Raw genomic sequence first — 21,590 nt, 5'->3', positions numbered from 1 at the left:
ACAATCATAGCGTCTTCTTTGACTATGTCTTTCAAAAACTTTTCTATAAAACGAGCTGTTACTGACCACTTATCGGTTTTAACAACCCATCTTTTTGCCTCATCCTTAAGATAATCATGACCTTTAAATTCTTTCGTTGAAAGAATTATTTTGTTTGAATCCTGGGGCGTAAATGTTCTATTAAAGCTCTTTTCGCTACCTGTATCAGCATAAGAACAGCCGTTTATCGTATAGGTTCCTTGCGGCCTGTTTGTATCGCATAATATATTAATAATCTCGCTAGGGTTCTTTCCACCCCAGTTCTGTATATCCGGATCTATATCTTCATGGACATGAATAAACATAAGATGTTTTTTCAAAATATCGTTTATTTCCGCTTCACTTGGATCACGGCCATTTTCGTCTTTAAATTTGTGCTTTATTAAAACCCTGTATGCCGCTTCTCCCGCGCGTTCAGCAAAAAGAAGTGTCTTTAAATACCCGTCAGCACGAAATACTATCCATTTTGAAATTATGTATTCTTCTATATCCTTTTGCGTTCTGCCTAATTTTTGCGCGATGTCTTCTATGGTTTGTTTAAGGGTTGTCTTGGGATCCATCAGGCGTTCTAGAAAAGCATCATCAACTGCTACACCATTAAAAATATCATCTCTAAGAAAAATTTCCCACGACTCTTTGAATTCTTCTTTAAACACATAAAAACCGGATTTTATAATGCCTGCGGGTGTATATTCTGTGATAACGCCCTTGGCATCCTTTGTCTCACCGTCTTCCGCGTCAAGAAAATCGCGTGTGGGTAAAACTCTCTTTTTACCTGTCCCCTTGAATATTGACGGATTAAGCTCATCAAGTTTCGTCTGGTCATATATTCTCTTAAATTCATCCTCATCAAACATAAGTATCGTATTAAACCATTTGATGATTTCCTGTTTAGCATGAGGGCTTTTAAGATCCGGCAACTTTTTTGCTTTCGGATCGTTCAGGACTTTTATAAGTGCCTGTTCTTCCTGTTTTGATATAAGATGAAAACCTGACTCCACCGAAAGCGTTGCTTCTATAACAACATCTTTAAAAACATCCTTCAAATATTCATTGCGGCGTATCCTGTCAAGCTCTTGTTTGCCTATATCTTCATACCGTTTCAGGCTATCCAGTCTTTGGTTACGGCTTATTGCCGTGGCGGCAGATTCTGTAAAAATATACCACCAGCTCCTGAAAGATTCCCGCAAAGAAATCACTAAAATAGGGATAGCGGCAAGCCAACCAAACCATGGTATACTGCCAACACTATAAAGCAGGCTAAAGCCCACTATAACAGCCGCGTATGTCCCCATCCATCCAAAATACGCCTTGAAGAAATTCTTTTTTACTTTTAGTTCGGCCTCTGAAAGAGGGCCTTTATAATCAGCCCTGGCCTTAAACATGGTCCGAAGGCCCTGGAGCCAATTCTTATGAAACTGCGCATATTGAAGCATTTTATGCGTTTCAACAAGGACAAACGACCAGATCAATCCGGTAAAAACAAGGCCAATAACACCAAACGATGAAAATGAAGTTATTGCCATAGCAATCAAGCCGGCAGTCCCGCCTAAAGCGAAAACACGCCAGACGAGATTGATAATCTTATTAACCTTCATAGGGTATACAGTCTGATGCAGGCCTTCATATTCATATCTTTTAGCAAGCCACTCTTTAGCGGGTTTGATAGCTTCTTCAATCAGCTTTCCTTTTTCCAATTTATGGTCTTTCTTTTTCTTAACATTAGCTTTCGCTTGCTTCTCGGTCGTATTTTTATCTGCTTTCTCTTTAAGAGCCTTTATATTAGCGTCCATATACCATTGCTGGAGCGTTGTTGCGCCAAGATACTTATACAGGCCTAATTCCAAGATAGGGTCTTTTCCGTCTGCTTTAAAGTACTCAAACAGCCGTTTCATATCCCTGTCCGTAAACGGCCAGAAATTATCTGCAAGGCCGCCTGTAATTCTGTCACCTTTATCAAGTTCGCCTTTATTCATCCAGTCCCATTTTTCAGCCTGGTCAATCATGATTGCAAGCATCAAATATGATATAGGTTTTGTAAAAACTCTATCAACAAAATCATACTTTGCTCTTTGCTTGCTATCAGGCGAAACCGTATTGTTATTCAATACCATACTGTATTTATAACGCTCTGAAAGCATGGCGGGTTTTTCACTATGAGTGTCGGGATAATAGGCATCTAACAAAGCGAACAGTTCTTCATCAGTCTTATAGTACAAAGAAATCAAATAATCAGTGAAAGCTTTATTAAGATACAAATGACGATTTATATCGGCAACCCTGACCCTAATTTCTTGATCAGGCACAGAAGGCGCGCCAGGCGAAACTTTAGCAGACGCGTGACCAGGCGCCTGTGCGGATGGCGCCCTGCCCGAAGCAATATCTCCCCCCTCGCCCGGCAAACCGGAACTTTTGGTATCCGCGATTTGCTTTTTGCCGAGTTTTTTGAAATGAACATACGACAAAACGTATGTAAACAAAAACAATGCCAAAGGCAGTAAAAATGTTATGGCTGCCAAAGATACTGCCGTTGTTATAACGATAGGCGATAATGTATCGCGTTTATTGGATTCCACAATAGCATTATATAACCATGAATTTTTAATGTGTTTATTGAATTGAACGCCAATGTATTCTCGTATGCTGTTTTCATGATAGGATCTCCACAAAACAGGGGTGTATTTATTCTTAATTTCATACAAGAATTCCCCTTCGGAAAAATATTTCCCGTCTTGTTCCGCGAGGTTAAGAGCCGAATCTTCAGATGGGGCTGTAAAAATATTCCTGTTTTCTACGGCCCGAGTAAAGCCTTTGGATGAAACCTTTTCCGTATCAATTTCATCGCCATCCATAAACCGGTCAACAGCAAACCAAACATTTTTTGCCTGGTCAGGCGTTTTATCCCACACAATATAAGACCCGGGCTTGCTTGGTATCATAATAGTATAATGTGTCTTATAAGGTTCTTGTTTTATTTCGGCAAGACGGTTTGTGATATTTAACTTGCTACCCGCAATCGGAGAAAGCACACCGACAAGCCGCGCGCTATAATCAGCGCATTCCAACTCATTAAAATATGTTAAATAAACCTTATCTCTAAACATTTTCCCGGCGTGAATCTCCCAAGCAAGCCTGCCGTCCATTCTGTATCCGCTATTATTAACAGACTTTCTGTTGATACGGGTGTCATTAACATCGTATACAGCTATGTTATCTGTAAAATGCAGGCCCTGCAGAGACCCAACCTTGGTACCGTGCCTATAATCTGATTCTGTTTGCTTTGTCCGGATAACCTGTCCGTCAAGACGCTCACCGGCATTGTCATCATATTTATATATGTGAGCCTCTAAACTAATGGGTATATCCAACGAATAACCTTTTAAGAAAGTAATGTATCTGGGAACGCCCATCGGAAAATTTTTATCATCAAGGCCAAACCCTTCTCTCGTCTGCACAAGCCATCCTCTATTATTTTTTATTTCTTGCCATGCATAGGTCACATATTCAAAACCTTTGGCATCTTCAAATAACAGGTCAAGGCTCTGCTCCAGATTGGTATATGTAATTTGCGGGAAATTAATAATACCCTTGCCCTTCTTACAGCTATAAGATATATCCCCTGTCTGTTCATCAAAACTTGTTCTATTGGCAACAGAAAAAATAATCTCTTTGCCGTCAACAAATATAGTAAGAATTGTTTTTTGGGCAATACTAAATGAACGCCAGATATCGCTGTCCGGGTAGAAAAAGTATCTTTTTAGATTGCTAACGAATTTACCGCTTGGATCCTTGTAACCTTCAAACCTCTCTTCAATAGATCCCGTATTATTTTTTATTTCACGGTATTCTAATAAACCCTCTCCCCGTATATCAGATCTTTTGTAAGCACGGCTGCCTTGATAATATATCCTGCCCTGTTCATCAAAAATACTCTTAAGCGCGCCAAAACTATCGGTTGCGGACAATTGTTCAAAATCAAGTTTTTCAAACTTATTGCTTAAAAGTTCTGATTGGTCAATCGGATTACCGACTTTCTTACCGGACTCATCCAGCGAATAAACTTCACTGCTGGTACTTAAACCAAAATCACCAATGAGACCTTCATAATATTGATCGGTAACAAGAACACGTTTAAAGGGTTCTGTCAATGGGCTTGATTTGTCCCCTAAAGTTTCACCGTCATAGCGTCTTATAATGCGCCCAAAACCGTCTCGCACCTCTTCCCACACTAAATGTGTTTTGTGATTTACATATCTATAAGTAACTGTATTATCTTGCGCAATACCTGCAAGCGAATCTACTGCATTGCCGGAATCATTGATAATTTGAGCTGACACATAAGCAAATTCGGGTCTATATTCACTAAGATGTTTTCCTTTTTCACCTTGGTAGGTTTCATATAAATAACTATTACTTGTAGCGGATATATGCATGACACCCAATATGCCTGTGGGCGTAATCTTCTCAACAACCTTTCTTGAAAAACCTGTCAAGTTGCCTTGGTCATCACGCGAACTTACACCGGTATACTTTGCTATCAGCCGTCCACGGTTGTCCCTTTCTTCCTGCCATACTAATTTTGAGACCTTGTTCTCATACTGGTAAACAAGGCTGTCCATCTTTAGGGCCTCAACCGTAGTAATAGCCTTTCCGGAATGATCTACAAGATAACTCTCCGTCAGGACAGGTTTATCAGCATATTGGCTTATGCTAAAATCTCTCAAGTCTTCTCTGCCCGTGAATAAATAAAGCTTTCCGCTCTGGGCAATGCCTTCTATTGAACCTATACCGGGCTCATACTGCATAATTTCAACGAATGACGCGCGATAACCGGATGAACCCGAATCAGGATACTGGTAGAGTTTAGCTATAATATTACCTCTGGCGTCTTTTATCTCCTGCCAGCTGACATTGGTCTTATTATTAAAGTAAAAGCTTCTTACACAAACGCGGCCGTCTATTGTTATAATTTCTATTTTGCCTGTTTCAATAAGAACCTTTGAACCGGCATACGCGGCGGTATTATATCCATTAGCTTTAGAATATTCATACATCTTGCTGGAGCCGATAGCTGATGCCCCAATATATCCATCATACGAAGGGATTTCTATGGCAATAGGACTAAAAATACCTGCAGCCGCATTATAATCCCCTATTACTTTCGCTTTTACCCTGCCAACAGGGTCTATTATTTCCTGCCAATAAGAATCGGTAACTGAATCATGAACAAAAGCAATAGGGTCATTCATATCCGTATAGCCGATAATTTTTGATTCCCTCAAATCCATAACAGGCTTATCAGTCTTTATATCGTTCAAGTTGTTATCATATTCATATAAATATGACCGGCTATCCGGAAATGATCCATTTTCCTTAACATTGTATTTAACAACCTCGGCCTGGCCTGTTTCAGGATAAGGCTTTATAGTTCTGACAATGTTTCCATTAAAATCATATTCCTCATACCATTGCTGGCCAAACAAAGATGTAGTAATTTTCATCCTGACAGCCGCGATATCAGATAAATCGTCTATATAAACATCTGACGGTATATAACCGCCGGAACTGTCTATAAAGCCCGCAAGTGTTCCCCTCTGGACCTCCCGGCCATCATAGTTTGTGACAGAAGATATGCGATTACCCGCGCTGTCACGCCCTACATTAACAACAAACTTCAGATTGATAGTGCCGGCATCCAGATCAATATCGCCTTCCAGAATCTCGGCATAGACATTATCAGTATTAGGTATAGACGGATCAATTATATACATCCTATCATGTTTACCGGTTTTTGTAACCTGCGCAAGCAGGAGGGGTTTTACCCCCGGGCTATTGCTATTCAGGCTGTATGCCGCTAAACCGTTTTCTGTAACATAAGTATCTCCTACTTTGTAAATAACCCTCTTTAAATTAGCTACTACTGTTTGGGCATCAAATTCAGCATCAGTAAGATAAAGATTACCATTTCTATCAAATAGTAAAGTGTTAAAAGCTTTAATCTGATCAGAGTTTAAAGAGTCTAGGCCTGGCGCTATGTCCACACCAGAAAATATCCTCAAGGCAGACTGCGCCTGGCTATCCCAATTAGCGTATATCTCACCCATCCTTTTAAAAAGCATCACCACAGTATCAATATCTCTTAAAACTCCTCCTTCATCATAGAGTATGCCAAGGTCGCTATTGGAGAATATCTTAAGCTGGGCCTGGGTTATATTGCCTGCCGTCATATTGGGTGTAAGGCCTAAACCAAAAGCGCTGTTTGCTAAGGCCATGGCATTGGGATTGGCTGATATGGCTATAACATATGAGACTACATTGTTGTAGAAGGTGATAATATCCTGAATAGCGGAAGCAGGGTCATCGGCATTATCTTTTAATATAGTTTTACCATCCGCATCTTTTGTATATATCAACCCATACAAGGCATCTATTTGTTTTCCGTTCAACGCTCCCTGTAAAGTAATATTAATGCCTGTAAAAAGATTAAACAGCTTCAATGCCTCCGGATTGCTTCTTAGGCTGTCCAGCATAGCAACAGCTAATTTTAAACCTTCTATGGTCGCTATGGGGTCTGTGGCATTTGGCTGGAAGTCTCCATTCGCGCCATAAATAAGCCCATAAAGAGCATTTATCTGACTCTGGCTTAATTTGCCTGTTGGCTGGATATTTACGCCTGTAAAAAGATTAAATGCTTTTAGGGCTTCCAGGTCAAGGCGCAGGGCCTTAAGCATGGGCCCGGCAAATTTTATACTTTCAATAGGGGTATATGCATAACCGGCGGAATCCCTGTAAAAATCTCCGTCTGAATCATATACCAGTGTGTATAGAGCGGTCAATTCTTCGGCGGTTAGCGGCCCGGAAAGCTTGATGTTAACTCCCGCTATTAAGTTAAACGCCGCTAATTCCGACGGGTTGGCCCTCAATTGGTCAAGCGCCTTTTTGGCTAATATAATACCCTCCATTGTTGTTTTAGGATCTCCTGCATGCTTATGTTTTTCGCCCTCACCATCATATATCATGCCGTATAATACCGCTAATTGGCTGTCTGCCAGATAACCCTCATTAGCAAATCCGGCATTAGTCAATGCGTTAAACGCTTCTAAAGCGCCTTGATTACCCCTTAAAGCTGCAAGCATTGATGAAGCAAGTCTTAGGCCTTCAAGCGTTTTTTCAGTATCCGCGGCATTTTCATGGAATTCTCCCAAATCATTTTTAAATATAAGGGTATACAATACGTCCAGTTGCGCCTGGCTTAATTTGCCGCTGTCTTTTATGCCCGCGCCTGTTAAAAGGTTAAATGCTTCAAGCGCGACAGGGTCTTCACGCAATGCCTCCAGCATTTTACCAAGCATTTCTTCAGCCTTTTTTGTATCAATAAAATACAAAAATTTGCCTATAACCACATTGCCTGTCAACCTGTCAAAAACAAACTCATAAACGTTTTCGCCTATTTTTTCTCCACCTTTATCAAAAACCGACAAGCTAAGCTTTTGATCTGTTATTGCCCTGCCAAGGCTTGAACCATCGTTTGCAAAAAACTCTATTTTCGCCGGGGTGTCACTGTCAAGCCTGAATATTTGCGCCGCGGTAATTTCATCATAGATTGCATATCCGGCTTTCGCAAGATCTGCAAGCGTTTTAAACATACCATGCTCATATAATGATGTCTCATTATTATATCTGTGACCAATATAATAATTACCCAATTTAACAGGTATTGTAATAATGCCCTCGCTTAACGCCATCTGTTTAATCTTTTCAGACTGGTCTGTTTGAAAATCCTCAACTATTTTTCTGTAAAGACCGAATTTATTGGTGTCATAGCTGTCACTATCTCCAAAAGTAAATCTGGCAATCTCCTTGCTATTCGGGCCGCGAATAACCATTTCCAATTCACCGCCAGGGTACTGTGACATAGCGACCGCTTCTTTTTCCCTTCCCGGATAAGAGCTGTCAAACAGCATAACACGGCTTGGGTCCCCGGCTTCAAAGCCCGCCTGATATATTTGGGCCGCCCTTAGTATCCTGCTCACGGCTTTGCTGTTTTTATCTATGCCTAAAGTATCCAAATCTTTACCGCTAAGAATATGGGACCCGCGCTCTGTGGTACCAAGCTTGCCGAGCATTTCATTAGATATAATATAACTACCATCATCTTTTTTCCTGGTACTGTCTAAAATATACACAAATTTATTGCCCGCGTACGGTCCTGACTGGGCTTCGACCCCCCAGGAGAGAGCGTTTCCTATCTCATATGTATATGCCTTGGCTCCGTCCTCTCCTTCGGTCCACTTCACTATAGAATTAAAAGCGTATTGACCTAAATACACGTTTTGGTCGTCATACATATCGCAAAAAGCCAGCGCGGGAACAGACCATGTGCCGTCTGCTGACTGCGTTGCCTGGGATGTAAATTCAAAATAAATACGGTTTCTGCCCCTATCATCAATATGTATGCCCACAGGCCGGGGCGCGCCGCCAGAAACATCATAAACATCAGCGGCAAAAGGTAAAAATGCCCCGAACTTATCATGGGCATTTTGCCCGTACGCGATATCATTTATCAAAAGCTTCGCGTTTTCATTCTTACCGCTAAAATTTATGCTAACATTTCTTAAATTACAAGCCTCTTCATGCGGCAGGCGATCTATTGGAAGTCCTTGTTTGTTAAGATAATACACCCATGATCCCGTTGGATTAAAAGAATCATCTCTTATATCTATTTCAAGGACGCCGTAGGCATACAAATCATCTCTTGTTTGCGCGTCATGGCCTATCTTCACGGGGTATTCATTCCCCTTGTTGTCATTGAACATGGTAATCTTCGCCCTTCGCACCCCGCCCCGTTGAGGCTCAAAACCGCCCAGCCAGGAAGAATTATCATCAGTATAAATGATGTTTCCTATCTTTAAAAGATTGAGCAATTCAAATTCTTTTTCGTGTTCGGGCGAATTATAAAACTGCGTATAAACATCAAACGTGCTTTTGCCGTAAAAAGGCAGGACCTGCTTCGTGCCGCTGTTATAGGCCATAATAACGTATTTATGATCCGGAAGTTCTGTTGAGACCTGCACAGGCTCTCCCAAGTCTTTGTTCAAGACAGATTCAAGATTGTTAGCATCGGTAATTTGGGCTAAACCGGTAATATCATTTCCATCTGGACCTTTTAATCTGAGTTTTTTTGACACAGATTGAATATCAGCAATAAGGCGCATGTCCTGTATGCTTGCGCTAACAGCACCTGATCTTTCAACATCAGGGTTGCCTTTATTATATTCCGCATGGATCCACACAACAGGAGCTCCGTTACCGTCAAGCCTTGCCACATATCCTTCGCCGGCCTTTTGGACCTCATGGACCACAAAAGAATCGGCCTTTGAAACAAGCACGATCTGGGAGCCGCTTGTAAGCAAGTCTTGGGCATCTTCCATGTCCTGTTGCGAACCAAAAACCCTGGCTTTAAATGATGGCGATTTTCCTTCTTTGCCCGGGGTATATTCAAGAGCTATCAATATCGGCCTTCCGCTGTCCGCATAACGTTTTAATTCGCCGGTCGTAACGCGCCCTGTTTCCGCGTCAAAATTAAAAACATAAGTATTCTGCCCCACCTGTTTGCCGTCTTCGTCGTAGACATTAAAACTGATCTCGCCGTTTTGTTCATTTGACGCTTTCCCTTGGTTTACGCCGTCATTGAGTATATCAAAAAATTCATAATTGACCCAACCCTCGTCAAGCCTGTAATTTTTTACCACCAGGACTTCCGTCAAGGGCGATAAACCGTTTTCTCTCACGTTTTGATAGTCCCGGGAAAGACCATATGTTATATCGTATTGATTTGATCCGGGCATATAACCCAGAAAATAATAACCTATGGGAACGGGTATAGCGGCTATGTTTTCTCCCATGGCTTTCATAATATTTTCGGGGGTCTGATCTTTCTGAAACGCTCTGCCTATCCTTATATATTCAGCTAATTTATTTGCTTCATAATCCTCTTTTTTGGCAAAAGTAAGCGTCAAGTCCCTCGCCCCGGATTCTTTGTAGGTAATTAACGTATACTCATTATTTATAAGATTATTCTCAAATATTATGCGGTCATAATCAGCCTGTGACAAAATAGACCTATCTAAACCGGTAGACTGGAGAGCAGGCTTTTCAGCAGATTTTTGTTCCGGTTGAGTTTTTACAACAGGGCTCTTGTTGAGCATCGTTTGAATATTTTTAACCATTTTGGGTGCTTGTCCATATTCACCAACCTGTAAAAATCCATTTAAAGCTTGTTCCAGTTTTATACGATTAACACTGTCCGGTTTTCCAGGCTTGTATTCAGACATAGCATCATTATAAAGATTAATCGCCTGCTGATAAAATTTGTTTATTTGAAATATTGCAAGGCCAGCCTGTGCAGCAGGAGTAACTCCAACGGACGTTGCCTGTGGAGTGACGGCAGCAGAATCCAGAGCTGGTGCTGCAGAGGATTGTTCTGATGCAACCGGAGTTATGTCCGATACGTGCTCTATAATTTTTACAGCAGATATAATGTTACCATCAGGATCATATCCAGTCTTTATATATGAAATGACTTTTCCATTTTTATTAAATTCATAATCGCTATAGCTGTATAAGAGCTTGCCGCGTGACCCATCAGCTTCAAGCCTATAGGTTTTGTCCGCTGTGCCCGTATTGACATCGTAAATCGTAGCAATCGGGATAAAACTTTCGGAGGGCAGCCATAAAGCGTTTTCCTTGTCTGTAAGTTTATTGTCTATATCCATGCCTTGGCGCTTCTCAATAAGAAATCCATCTTTGTCAAAGATGCCATGCGTAACTTTGCCGGTAACAGCATTTACTAATGTGGCCGTGATTTCGCCTGTGGCAGGGATAAAAGAAACTTTTTCAACCTGGTCAGCCCAATCAAAGTCATATAGATACCCTGTAATATCATTGGAAGCTGCGCCTCCATATGTCACCATCTCCCACTTATCGCCGACCTTGGCATATGTAACAATAACAGCGGCATTATTGTTAGCCTTGTCCACGAATATAGCAGGCCTTAACTGATAACCGTCAAGCTCTTTTTTATTATTAATATACTTGTCGCCTATACGGGCATAGCCAGTTTCTAAAAACTTCAGATACTGTTCCCTTTCAGCCGTGGCTTCCTGCCACGTCTTGCCTTCACCCGAGCCATCGCCGGTCGGAACCGAATACCAGAATCTCTGTATCCTTGATAAAACATCACCATATATAGCAAAGGCCCTATCGGGGTCTTTTATGAAATCCAAGTCCGACTCTTTGCTCTTAAGGAATATTATATCCGCTTTAATAGCTGCGATTATACCCGGCAATGCTGTTTTATTGCTGCCAAGCGCGCCATAACGCCAATCAAGTTCAGATTGAAGCTTCGCCGGGTCAAGGGCTAAAAGATCTTGCGGTAATTTTGACGCCTGACTTATTGTGCCTTGTAGCTCTTCCAGCCGCTTGGGTATAACATCGTCAACATGTCCATAACGCCAATCCGCGGCGGCTTGAGCAATCTCATTGGCATTCTCTCCCAAGCGCATAGGATCCGAGCCTAATTTAGCCTCAATATCTTTGATCTCACCTTTAAGGCGCTCTATCTCCTTATCTATTGCAGAAATATCATTATTAATTTGCGCGCGTTTAGTGTTTGTTTTGGATTCTTTCAGCTGCTGTTGTAATAATCCTTTTTTTTCTTCCAGTTTTTTAATGTTTCTATTCTTTGTATTAATATCTACACGATAAACAGCCTTAACAAGACTGGCGTCTTTTCTTGTATGCATATAACCAATAATCTGTTCTGCTTCGCCCAGCAACTCTTTTTGCTCAAGAGATAATTCATCAAACTCGTTCAGAGCTGTTTTATATTGTATTGCAAGCGTATACTGGGATATCTCGGTTTTAAGTTGCTCCTGCGTCCCTCCCAGCTTTTCTAAATAAGACCCCATAGTTTTTATGGTTTCTTTCCTAATACCATCGTAGTCATCTGTCATCCCTTGTAAATAAATCCCGAGACTTTGTTTTTTTATTCTTAAAGCAGTGTCTATAAGATGTTCGTTTAGCGCCAATCCGAGCCCTGGCAGAAATCTAGATTGGCCCGGCACCGATATTGTAGTGTCAGAGCTTGCGGGCAAAATAACCGGACCGTGCCCTTGAGAGATAGCGGTCAAAGCGCTTTCGGGTGCGGCAGGTATTGAGATTGCATCGGCAATCCGGGGAATAGTTGTTACAGTTCCGGGTAACGATGTTGTTGCGGCCGTAAGAACAGGTAATTGTGTTTTATTTGTGATTTGTTCTATATAATAAACGGTGCTTTGGAATCCTGACGGGACAATTTTAAGTACTTCATTAAATTTTTCCAAGGCCAAATCATAGTTCCTTTTATTATAATAATCAAGACCTTCACTATAAAGAGCCTCTACTGTATCTATTATCTGTCCTGGGGTCTGCGATACCTGTTTCGTGGCAGCGGGCGTTGCCGGTGAAGTAATTGCCCCCGTGCCGGTAGCCGTTAAAGTTAGCACATCTCCCGTGCTGGTAGCCGATGGAGTTAACACAGTCTTCGTGCTTGCAGGAGTATCTACAACGGGTTGCGTAGTACTTGTTGCCGATAAGGTGGTGCCATTTGCGGCTTTTATCGCTTGAATGTTTGCAAGATATGTAAGTATCGTGACATCTTGAGGAAGCTTTTTAAATTCACGCTCAGCCCTATCATAGTCTCCACGTAAATAATAAGTGAACGCGGCAGCATGAATTTCTTTTTTTTCAGCATCTGTAAGGTCAGACTCTGCCGATAAAGTAACGGCCGGCGTCGTTGTAACCGAAGGCGTGCTGGCAGGCGCTGAAGTTATCACATCCTCCGAGCTTTTAGGAGTATCTACAGCAGACGTTGCCGGTGAAGTAATTTCCCCCGTGCTGATGGTAGCCGGTAAAGTTAGCACATCCCCCGTGTTTTCAGGAATAACTCCAGTAGTCGTTGCCTCTGAAGTAATTTTCCCCGTGCTGGTGGTAGCCGGTAAAGTTAGCACATCCTTCATGTTTTCAGGAATAATTACAGCGGTTTGTGTAGCAGGTTGCGTCTTTTGAGTGCTGACAGTCCGCGCGCTTCCTTGTTCAATTTCTTCCTCTAGTTCTAAACCTCCGGGCTTTGTTTTTGATAGTTGGGGGATCTTGACTTGTTCAACAACTGGTTCTACGACGACTGGTTCTACGACGACTGGTTCTACGACGACCGGTTCTACGACTGGTGTTTCTGTCCCTAGTTCTGGCAGACCTCCGGACTTTGTTTTTGATGGTTGTTCGGGGGTTTCAACAATTACTGCTGGTTTTTCGGGGGTTTCAACAATTACTGCTGCTTGTTTGGCCAGTCTTGCCGCCTCATCTGCTGCTTGTTGGGCCAGTCTTGCCGCTTCTGCTTCGTCTGTTTCCTCAGTGACTGGTTTTACGACTGGTTCTATGAACGGTGTTTCTGTCCCCGGTTCTGACAAACCTCCGGTCCTTGTTTTTGATGGTTGTTTGGGGGAGGTTTTTTCAAAAGTTTCCTCTGCTTGCCCAGTAGTTTTAATGATTACATCTAGTTGTTTGGGGGTTTCGTCAATTACCGTATATATGACCGGCTCTACGACTGGTTCTACGACTGGTTCTATGACCGGTTCTTTGACCGGCTCTTTGACCGGCTCTTTGACCGGCTCTTTGATCTGTTCTCCTTTTTGTTCAAAGCCTGTAGAGCCCATTTGAGAGAGAGCCATTTCTAAAATCAATGCGTCTTGATCCAGCTTTTCCTTTGCTGCTGCCGCCTCATCTGCTGCTTGTTTGGCCAGTCTTGCAGCATCTGCATCTAGAGCAGCCTGTATCTCCTCCGGGTCTGCAGCAGGGGTTTCTATTTCCACCAAGGGTTCTCTTATAATCCCCCTGGCAAATCCTGTTCCGAAAAGTATTGTCGTTTTATTTATGCTATCATAAAAACTGCGCAGTTTATTAATAAATTCATTAACAGAACTTGCACCATCTTTTGGAATACTTACCGACTCAAAAACATAACCGGCGCCAAGCGAAGAGCCTGCTATGGACAAAACAGCGCAATTCATAATATTTTGAACCAATTTACTCGGATCAACAAATAATGACGCTATCAAAGCTTTTATGCCCTTTAATTTCTCGCCTTTCTCAACGCGCGCCTTTAGCGTATTGCCATATTTGATGAAAAATCCAATAGATATTGCCGAAGCTACCGTTAAAGATGCCCCGGAAACAAGTGTAAGCCATAAAGGCGCTGACGATATCAATGTAACAACAGCCGCGGTAATGCCTGCCGCGGCCATAAGGCCTATAAAGATTCCCCTGATATTTGATAATCCCTGTTGGGCCATCTCTTGCGCTGTTGCCATTTTATAACTTGTATCAGAAGACCGGGACTCTATGCGCCCAAAGCGTGAAGACATATAGGGTATGCCCACAATACATAAAACCGTTATTATTGCCAGCGGAATTGAAAAAATCAAAGAAACAGCTGAAAAAACAACCGGGCTTAAGGACATCATAAAAGACAGGCCTGATAAAAGTATAAATCCCACGATTGATGCGGCACCGCCTATTAATTTTGATCTTTTTGCCGACCGCGCGCCTTCAAGGTTTTGGTCATAAAATTTGCCCAGCGATAATTTGGAAACAAGAGCGCCCACAGACAGCGATAATAAAACCGAGGCGATACTTTCAATGCTCGGAGCAAAAACAAAAGCTCCAAGCACTGCGGCAATATAACCTAAACCAAACGCAAAAGAACGTATGCCTCTCTGGGCATCGCTTGGCGCTTCTAATTTTTCAGTCTTGAGCTTTTTTGCAACCCAAGGATTAAGCGTCATTAATACGCCTGTTAGAACAGATGCCAGCCCTATACCGGCTGCCAGCGGCAACAATACCACGGCAGAAGAAGGATAGACAAAGGCCGATACAAGAGCAAAGATAGTTATCATTGGGCCGGCGCTGGCAAACATGGACAAAAGCATCACAGGAATAGAAGACACTGCTTTCAGTAGATCCTTAGAAGTAAAAGCGCCCCTGAATACCCTGATCATGCTTGTTTTTACATCCTTTAAATACACCTGATTAAACAGTTTAACGCGGGTATAGTAAAGCGTAAGGCCTGATACAAGAGTAAAAGCTGCCAGCGCAACCCATGCCGCGGCAGGTAAAAAAGCTGATATCCCAGTAATAGCGTTTAACGGCAATACCCCGGACAGAAAACTGCCCCCGGATAAAAACCTGGTAATATTGAATAAGGGCATAATTTTACTTATTCCCATCCATCCGGCGGCGACTATACCGCTTCCAAAAAGCAGGCCGAAAGCCTTTTTGAACCTGCTTATGGGCGGAGCCCTTTTTGACGTTTCTTTTGAACCAGGTTCTTGTTGCATGGGGGATAATATCGTGCTTTTGATATAATCAATAACCTTATTATAAGCGTCTCTTGAAACCGTAAGAAAAGGCCCGAACGGATCAGCTTGTGTTGCTGATGCCATTACTTTCGCGTTCTCTATTTCCTGCATTATCGCGAAACGCTTATCGCTTACAATATCAAGATAATCCGACAAAGCCTTGTTGAAAACAGCCAAAATCCCCTTGCGGAAAACCTCCTTTTCGTTTTCGGGCACACGCTTCGCTGTTTCGGCTATCCCGGGCAGGACTTTATTCAATCCTTCATTATCGTATTCTCCTTTAAAAATACAATCTCTGAGAGCCAGAATTTTCTGCTTTGTGGCATTTATTTCATTCTCAAATCTTTCACTGTCCTTGTATCCGCTTATCCGGGCATCTTGTATCGCTGTCCTGATGGCAGAAATAAGGTTTACTATCTGCTCGGACTGATGCGAGCTATCCTCAACAATACTCTCTTTGCGCTTTTCTAATTCCTCTCTAATGCTCTTAAGAGCTGTTTGAACAGCGGGGATTTTTTTATATTCTTCAAAAATGCTGTCCTCAATTGACCAAAAAGCCATCCATGTCCCGTGAGAACCCGGCGCTCTGGCTATTCTGCCTCTAAACTGCATATCCGTTGCCTGCAGTTCATGTATATAAATTGAATAAGATTGCACGCCCTTTTCATCCAATATAGCAAATGCCTCATTAAGTTTACTTTCAATGGCCCTGCTATGCTTGATATCAACGCCTCTTGTGCCTCTGTTCGTAACAATGGTAATAGCGCCTGTTTCGCCGGCTTTTTCCTCTATATCTTTAATATCAATTTCAGAAGACGCGTCAAATACATTTATATTTATAGACCTCTTGAGCACTATTGCGTCAAACGCTCCTACTTTGTTTCTTGCGTCATAGGCTTCACGTATACCTTGTGTAATGAACTCCGCCATGCCTTCTTTGGCATTTATCAAAACAGGCAAGCCTATCTCTATCTTTTCAACTACACTCTCAAAACACTTCTCCCATTTCTCCGCTTCGGTTGCAAATACGTTAATTTGTTCTTCCCTTCCACTTTCGCCAATCTTTGGCTCCCTTATATTTTTGTTATACACCTTTTCTATGAAATCCTTGTCCATGGTTCCGCTGCACCCGGCATAACCTTCTATAATAGACTTTTTCAAAAACTCATTAAGTGTCATAGTATTTATGATCGGGTGCTCAGCTTCAATATTAACTCCATCGCCCTTGTGTTTTGCCTCAAGAGCGGAATGATATCCTGCCTGAAGCCTTCTGCCGGGCATTAATTGCCCGCTGTATTCATCTATCAATACTATTTTGTTGCCGTCAATTGTATAGTGCGTGCCTTTTTTGTAAGTAAACTCAACACTTAAGGCCTGTTCAATAAGCGCCGTCCACGACCTGATATCAGAACTCTCAATTAGCGTGCTATCGCCTATATCCTTATAGTCATTTTGAGATAATAAGGTTTTTAAATTTTCGCGGCCGGCGTTCGTAAGAGTTATCTTTTTAATAGCCTCTTGCGATATGTCTACCAAACCTTCCTGGGCGACTTGATCCATTTGCTTGTTACCAATAAGTTTAAGGGCTATCTGGCGGGCGTAAATATATCTCTGTTTTATTTTTTCGGCATTTTCTTTTTCTTCGCCTGATAATATAAAAGGCGTCCTCACCTGCTCTATGAGAGCCACATCCGCCTCGTCAAGGAGCAAGAAATACTTCCTGTTGTCAGGTGACAAAACCTTTTCCGAGTCACCAAAAGCAAGCTCTTCAAATTCAAGGGTATGCACAAATTTGTCTATAGTGCCATAAGTTATATCCGATGGGCCTTTGGCCTCAACCAGAGTATCCGTCTTGGCATCATAAACCTTCCATACGCGCTGGCCTTCGTTATCTTGGCCTAATAATCCGACACTAATACCAAGGTTTGATAATATCCTGCCTGCGTTTTCCGCATCTCTTTTGGCAAGATCATCTGATGTTGTAGTTACAATCACTCCCCGGTTGTTTCTTAAATTATAACCATGGCATGCGAGTATCAAAGCTGAAAGCCTTAGAACAAGACTTTTGCCAAAACCTGTCGGGATAATATGCATTAAGCCTTTGGCCATAAATATGGCCGCGGGTATCTGCACTTTCAATTTGGATACAATATCATCCTGGTTTATTTCGCGTTTCACTAAAATTTCTATTTCGTTTTTCAAGAACTTCGTGATATCATTACCACTTGGATCCCGTTTTAAAAAATCCACGATATCAAAGTTTGAATCCAACAAAGCCTGAAAGACTGCTTTAACCTGCTCCTCGAGCGCTTGCGCCTGATCCGCGGGCTCTGCAGGTTGAATCTCCGTCTCACCCGTATCCTGACCTGCTTCAATTATTCCGGGGATTGGTGTACCGGTTTCTTTACCAAGCAATGTCTGTATCTGTTCTCTGGCTTCTTCGGAATTTGGCCAAAGAATTCTTCCTTCAACCCAAACTCTTATCTCATCCGCTCTTTCATCGCCTTCTCTTGCCCTTACTATTTCTATATATTTCAAAACCCTTTGTAACTCTTTTATGGTGAAATACGTTTCCCTTGCTGTTTGATAACCAAGATTGTACAATTGATTTTCAGTTAAATTTTCAGCAAGAAATTTTGTATCCAGTTCCCACCAGTATTTATCACCAATATTTTTGTTGCCAAAGATATCTATAACCCCTTTGGGGTGAGGCGTCCATATTACGGAAGATTGTGATTCGGCCCATTTAATTGATTCCTGGTCTATCTTGTTATAGCTTCCAAACAATTGCGGGGTTATCTCTTCACCAGGATGCAAACGGCTTAGCACAATGGCCCTATGGGTTAGCGTGTCGGCATTATAACGAAGCAGGCTCAACCTAAAAGGCATATTAATATTCGTGATAAGCTGTATGTCTAAAATAGCATAAAGATCGTTTCTCCAGTCTATTTCATTCGTTATAAGTTTATTTGACTGCTCAATTTTTTCAAGTTGTGTTTCAACCTCTCGCGTACCTTTGTTTAAATCCGCCAGATTATTATCAAAATCTGACTGGGGTTTAACAAGCCTCAAGCCCTTCGCTTTAGCAGTTGAATCAATTGCCTTTTTCTTCACTTTCAAAACGTCTTCGCGATTTTGACCCAGTGTTTTTTCTATCTCGTCCAGCTTGGTGTCAATCTGGCCACCAAAATCAGTTATCAACTTGTCAAGCTTGACTATTTCAATATCTATGACCGCCAGAGCATCATCTATTTTCAATCTTATTTCATTAAGCTTGTCCTGAATATCTTTGATTTGTTTTTCTTGCTCGGCTGTCAACTGCGGCGATACTCCGGCAGAGTGAGATTTTCCATCCACCAAAGAAAAAGAACTGGTGGCCACAACCTGACCACTACTGATAACAACGGATTGGTTTCTTCCTTGTAGCTTGGCCAGGTAAAGAGCCCTGTCTGCGCGGCCCACCATTTCCTCAACAGAATCATGTCCAGGCCTAAAATCGGTAACCCCGAAACTAACGGTTATAGGAATAGTTTCTCCTTTAAATACAAATTTATGATTTTCAATAATACTGCGCAAGTGTTCAGCAGTTAGGCTGTAGGCTTTGTTAGCGCTAAACTGCGGACATAAAATAACAAATTCTTCCCCGCCTGTTCTTGCGAATATATCTTCAGAACTTTTATTGGCCATTATAATCCTGGCCAATTCCTTTAACACAAAATCGCCTGCTTGATGGCCATAATTATCATTTACATTTTTAAAGCGGTCCACATCAAGCATCGCATACGCAAAAGGCATGCCAAGACGCTTGGATCTGGCTACTAATTTTTGCAATTCCATATCAAGATATCTTTTATTAGGGGCGCCTGTAAGGGGATCCTTGCAAGCCTGACTTTCCAGCGCAAGCACCTTCTTTCTCTCGTTTAGCTCATACAAAACCCTGTGTTTGCCAAATTTATCTATCAGGAAACCTAACCTGCTCTTAGCAACCTCCGGGTCTTTTTCGTTAAGGTAATCGGAAATAAGCCTCTTAAACTGTTGTACCTCTACCGCCTGGGCAGCTCCTTTGACAGTAGGCGGCGGTCCCGCCTGTGACTGTAATATGTTTCTATAATTTTGCAGAGCCTGCCATTGAGCGCTAATGGGTATATTGGAAAGGCCATCGACCGAGCGGCTTATATGTTCTATCAACTGCTGGAGGTCATTTAGTGTTATGATTTCACTGGTCCTTGATTCATTTCTCCAGTTATTTAACACCTCTTTAAGTTTTAACGCTGTTGCTTGTGTCTTATCCGGAATATTACCGGCTTCGGTATCCACGCACTTGATATCAATTGTATCTTTTTCTTTATAGATAATAAACTGGTCTCCGAGAAGATTCACGGCAAAACGGCCTTCTTGTTCCACGGTAGCGGCTAAAAGGCAAAAGGTGAGAAAAGCAATTTTTAGTTCATCCGCGGGCTGGAATCCTGAAAACACACTTGGGGCCTGGAGGTAATAATCTCCTTTTGACAGTATATCCTCAAACGGCTCTCTCTTATTTAGTATAATATCATCATATGGGCGCTCAAGCGGGGCCTTTGAAAACTTCGGCAGTATTACCATATATGAAATACCGCGCTCTTTTAATATACGGGCTATGCCCTTTGTATGAAAACCGCCAGTTACCATAACAGCTAATTGCCGGCCGTCTGACTCCATCTTTGCTAGGGTATTATCAATCATAGCAGAGTCTCGCTTATGAGCGATGGCATAAAATGTCTCAACATTAGGCAGGGCCCGCGCTATGGCCTCAACCGGCTCCGACAGGTTGTCATTAATATCATATTTTGACATCAAACGCGATATGTCTTTATATATACTCGCGGGGTAGAAATCCTCCTTACGGGAGTTATAATAGTCAAGGTCGCTATTGACTATCTTGGCATCAAGCAAATCAACAATAATATCAAGCCTTCTTGACAGGTCGGCAAGAAGCCTTTCATCGTCATTAGCAAAATATTTTTCCTGGATCGCGAGCACAAGCTCGTCCAGTTCCACAAAAAGATCGTCAATAACAACATCACTGTGGCGGCTGATATAATCGGTATATAAAGAAAGGTTGGGATAAAGGCCCATATCAATACCTGATGTAACAGCCAGCTGGCGAAGGTGATTGTGAAAAACCGCCGGCTCCGTCCTGCCCAGTTTAAAGGACATGCTTTCAGCCAGCAGTGTTTGCGCGTCTTCTTTTGGCAGGGTCTTTGCCAAAAGCTCTATCAGCGCCTGACGCTCCTTTTCAGCAGCTGAAAAATCCGTCCTTTCCTCAATATCCGATGCTTCAAGTATAGCTTTAACATTAGCATAATCGTTTATATTAATCCTGCAAGAACGGGCAAGGCCTCCCAGATACTTCCAGTATTCTTTAAACGATATGGCGTCTGTTCTATATTGAAGTTTTTTTCCATCAAGTTGTTTTAAGGTTTTTGAATAGATTCTCTGCTTCAGATTAGACACGGCCTTTTTAAGTTCCATAACAGCTTTATGGACATGGCCTTTGCCGTTTAATGATTCTATGTAACTTTTAACATTGGCCCTATACAAAGAATCATTTTCGGCCCCAAACAAGTTTATAGCGGAATCCTGGCTGATTTTATAATATTCGGCGGCATTTATTTTGCCGCGCTGCATAAAATAATAGGCAATATCTTTTCTTGGCTGTTTATCAGGATGGGATTGGAATAAAGACGTGTCCACAGGCCCAAGAGCGCCTTCCAGAGACACTAATTTGAGATTGTATTCGTTTTCAAGCGTCTCCAGCAGTTTGCTTATTGATTCCTGCGCGTTAAGATTGGCATGAGTATCCTGTATATTAATTATAACCTTGCCGCTGCCGGTATTATGTATCTCTTTTACGATTCCATAATCATCCGGTATGCGTATCTTGGCAAGGTTGGTAAAATCCCGGGCATTGGCGTCTAAAACACGGTTGCCGTTTATGACCGACCACAGCGAAGAGCCATTGACCGCCCAGGCTATATCCTGGGTAAAGAAACAAAGAACAACAATAATGCTTATAGATTTGAATATAAATTTTACTTTAGTTTTAGTGGAAAACAT

Annotated in this window: 1 protein-coding gene (only partly in view); it reads right to left on the bottom strand. The window is 42.0% G+C overall.

Annotated features, from left to right (window positions below; genetic code table 11):
* Positions 1 to 21,590, bottom strand: the 5' portion of a protein-coding gene (locus PHV77_03800; GenBank protein ID MDD5504421.1) for a diguanylate cyclase. It extends 5,884 nt beyond the left edge of the window; the window shows 21,590 of its 27,474 coding nt (coding positions 1–21,590); it begins with the start codon at positions 21,588 to 21,590; its stop codon lies beyond the left edge, outside the window.

This window comes from Candidatus Omnitrophota bacterium, from assembly GCA_028716165.1.
In the GTDB taxonomy this organism is placed as follows: domain Bacteria; phylum Omnitrophota; class Gorgyraeia; order JABMRG01; family JABMRG01; genus JAQUQI01.
This window is presented reverse-complemented; position numbering and strand designations above follow the sequence as displayed.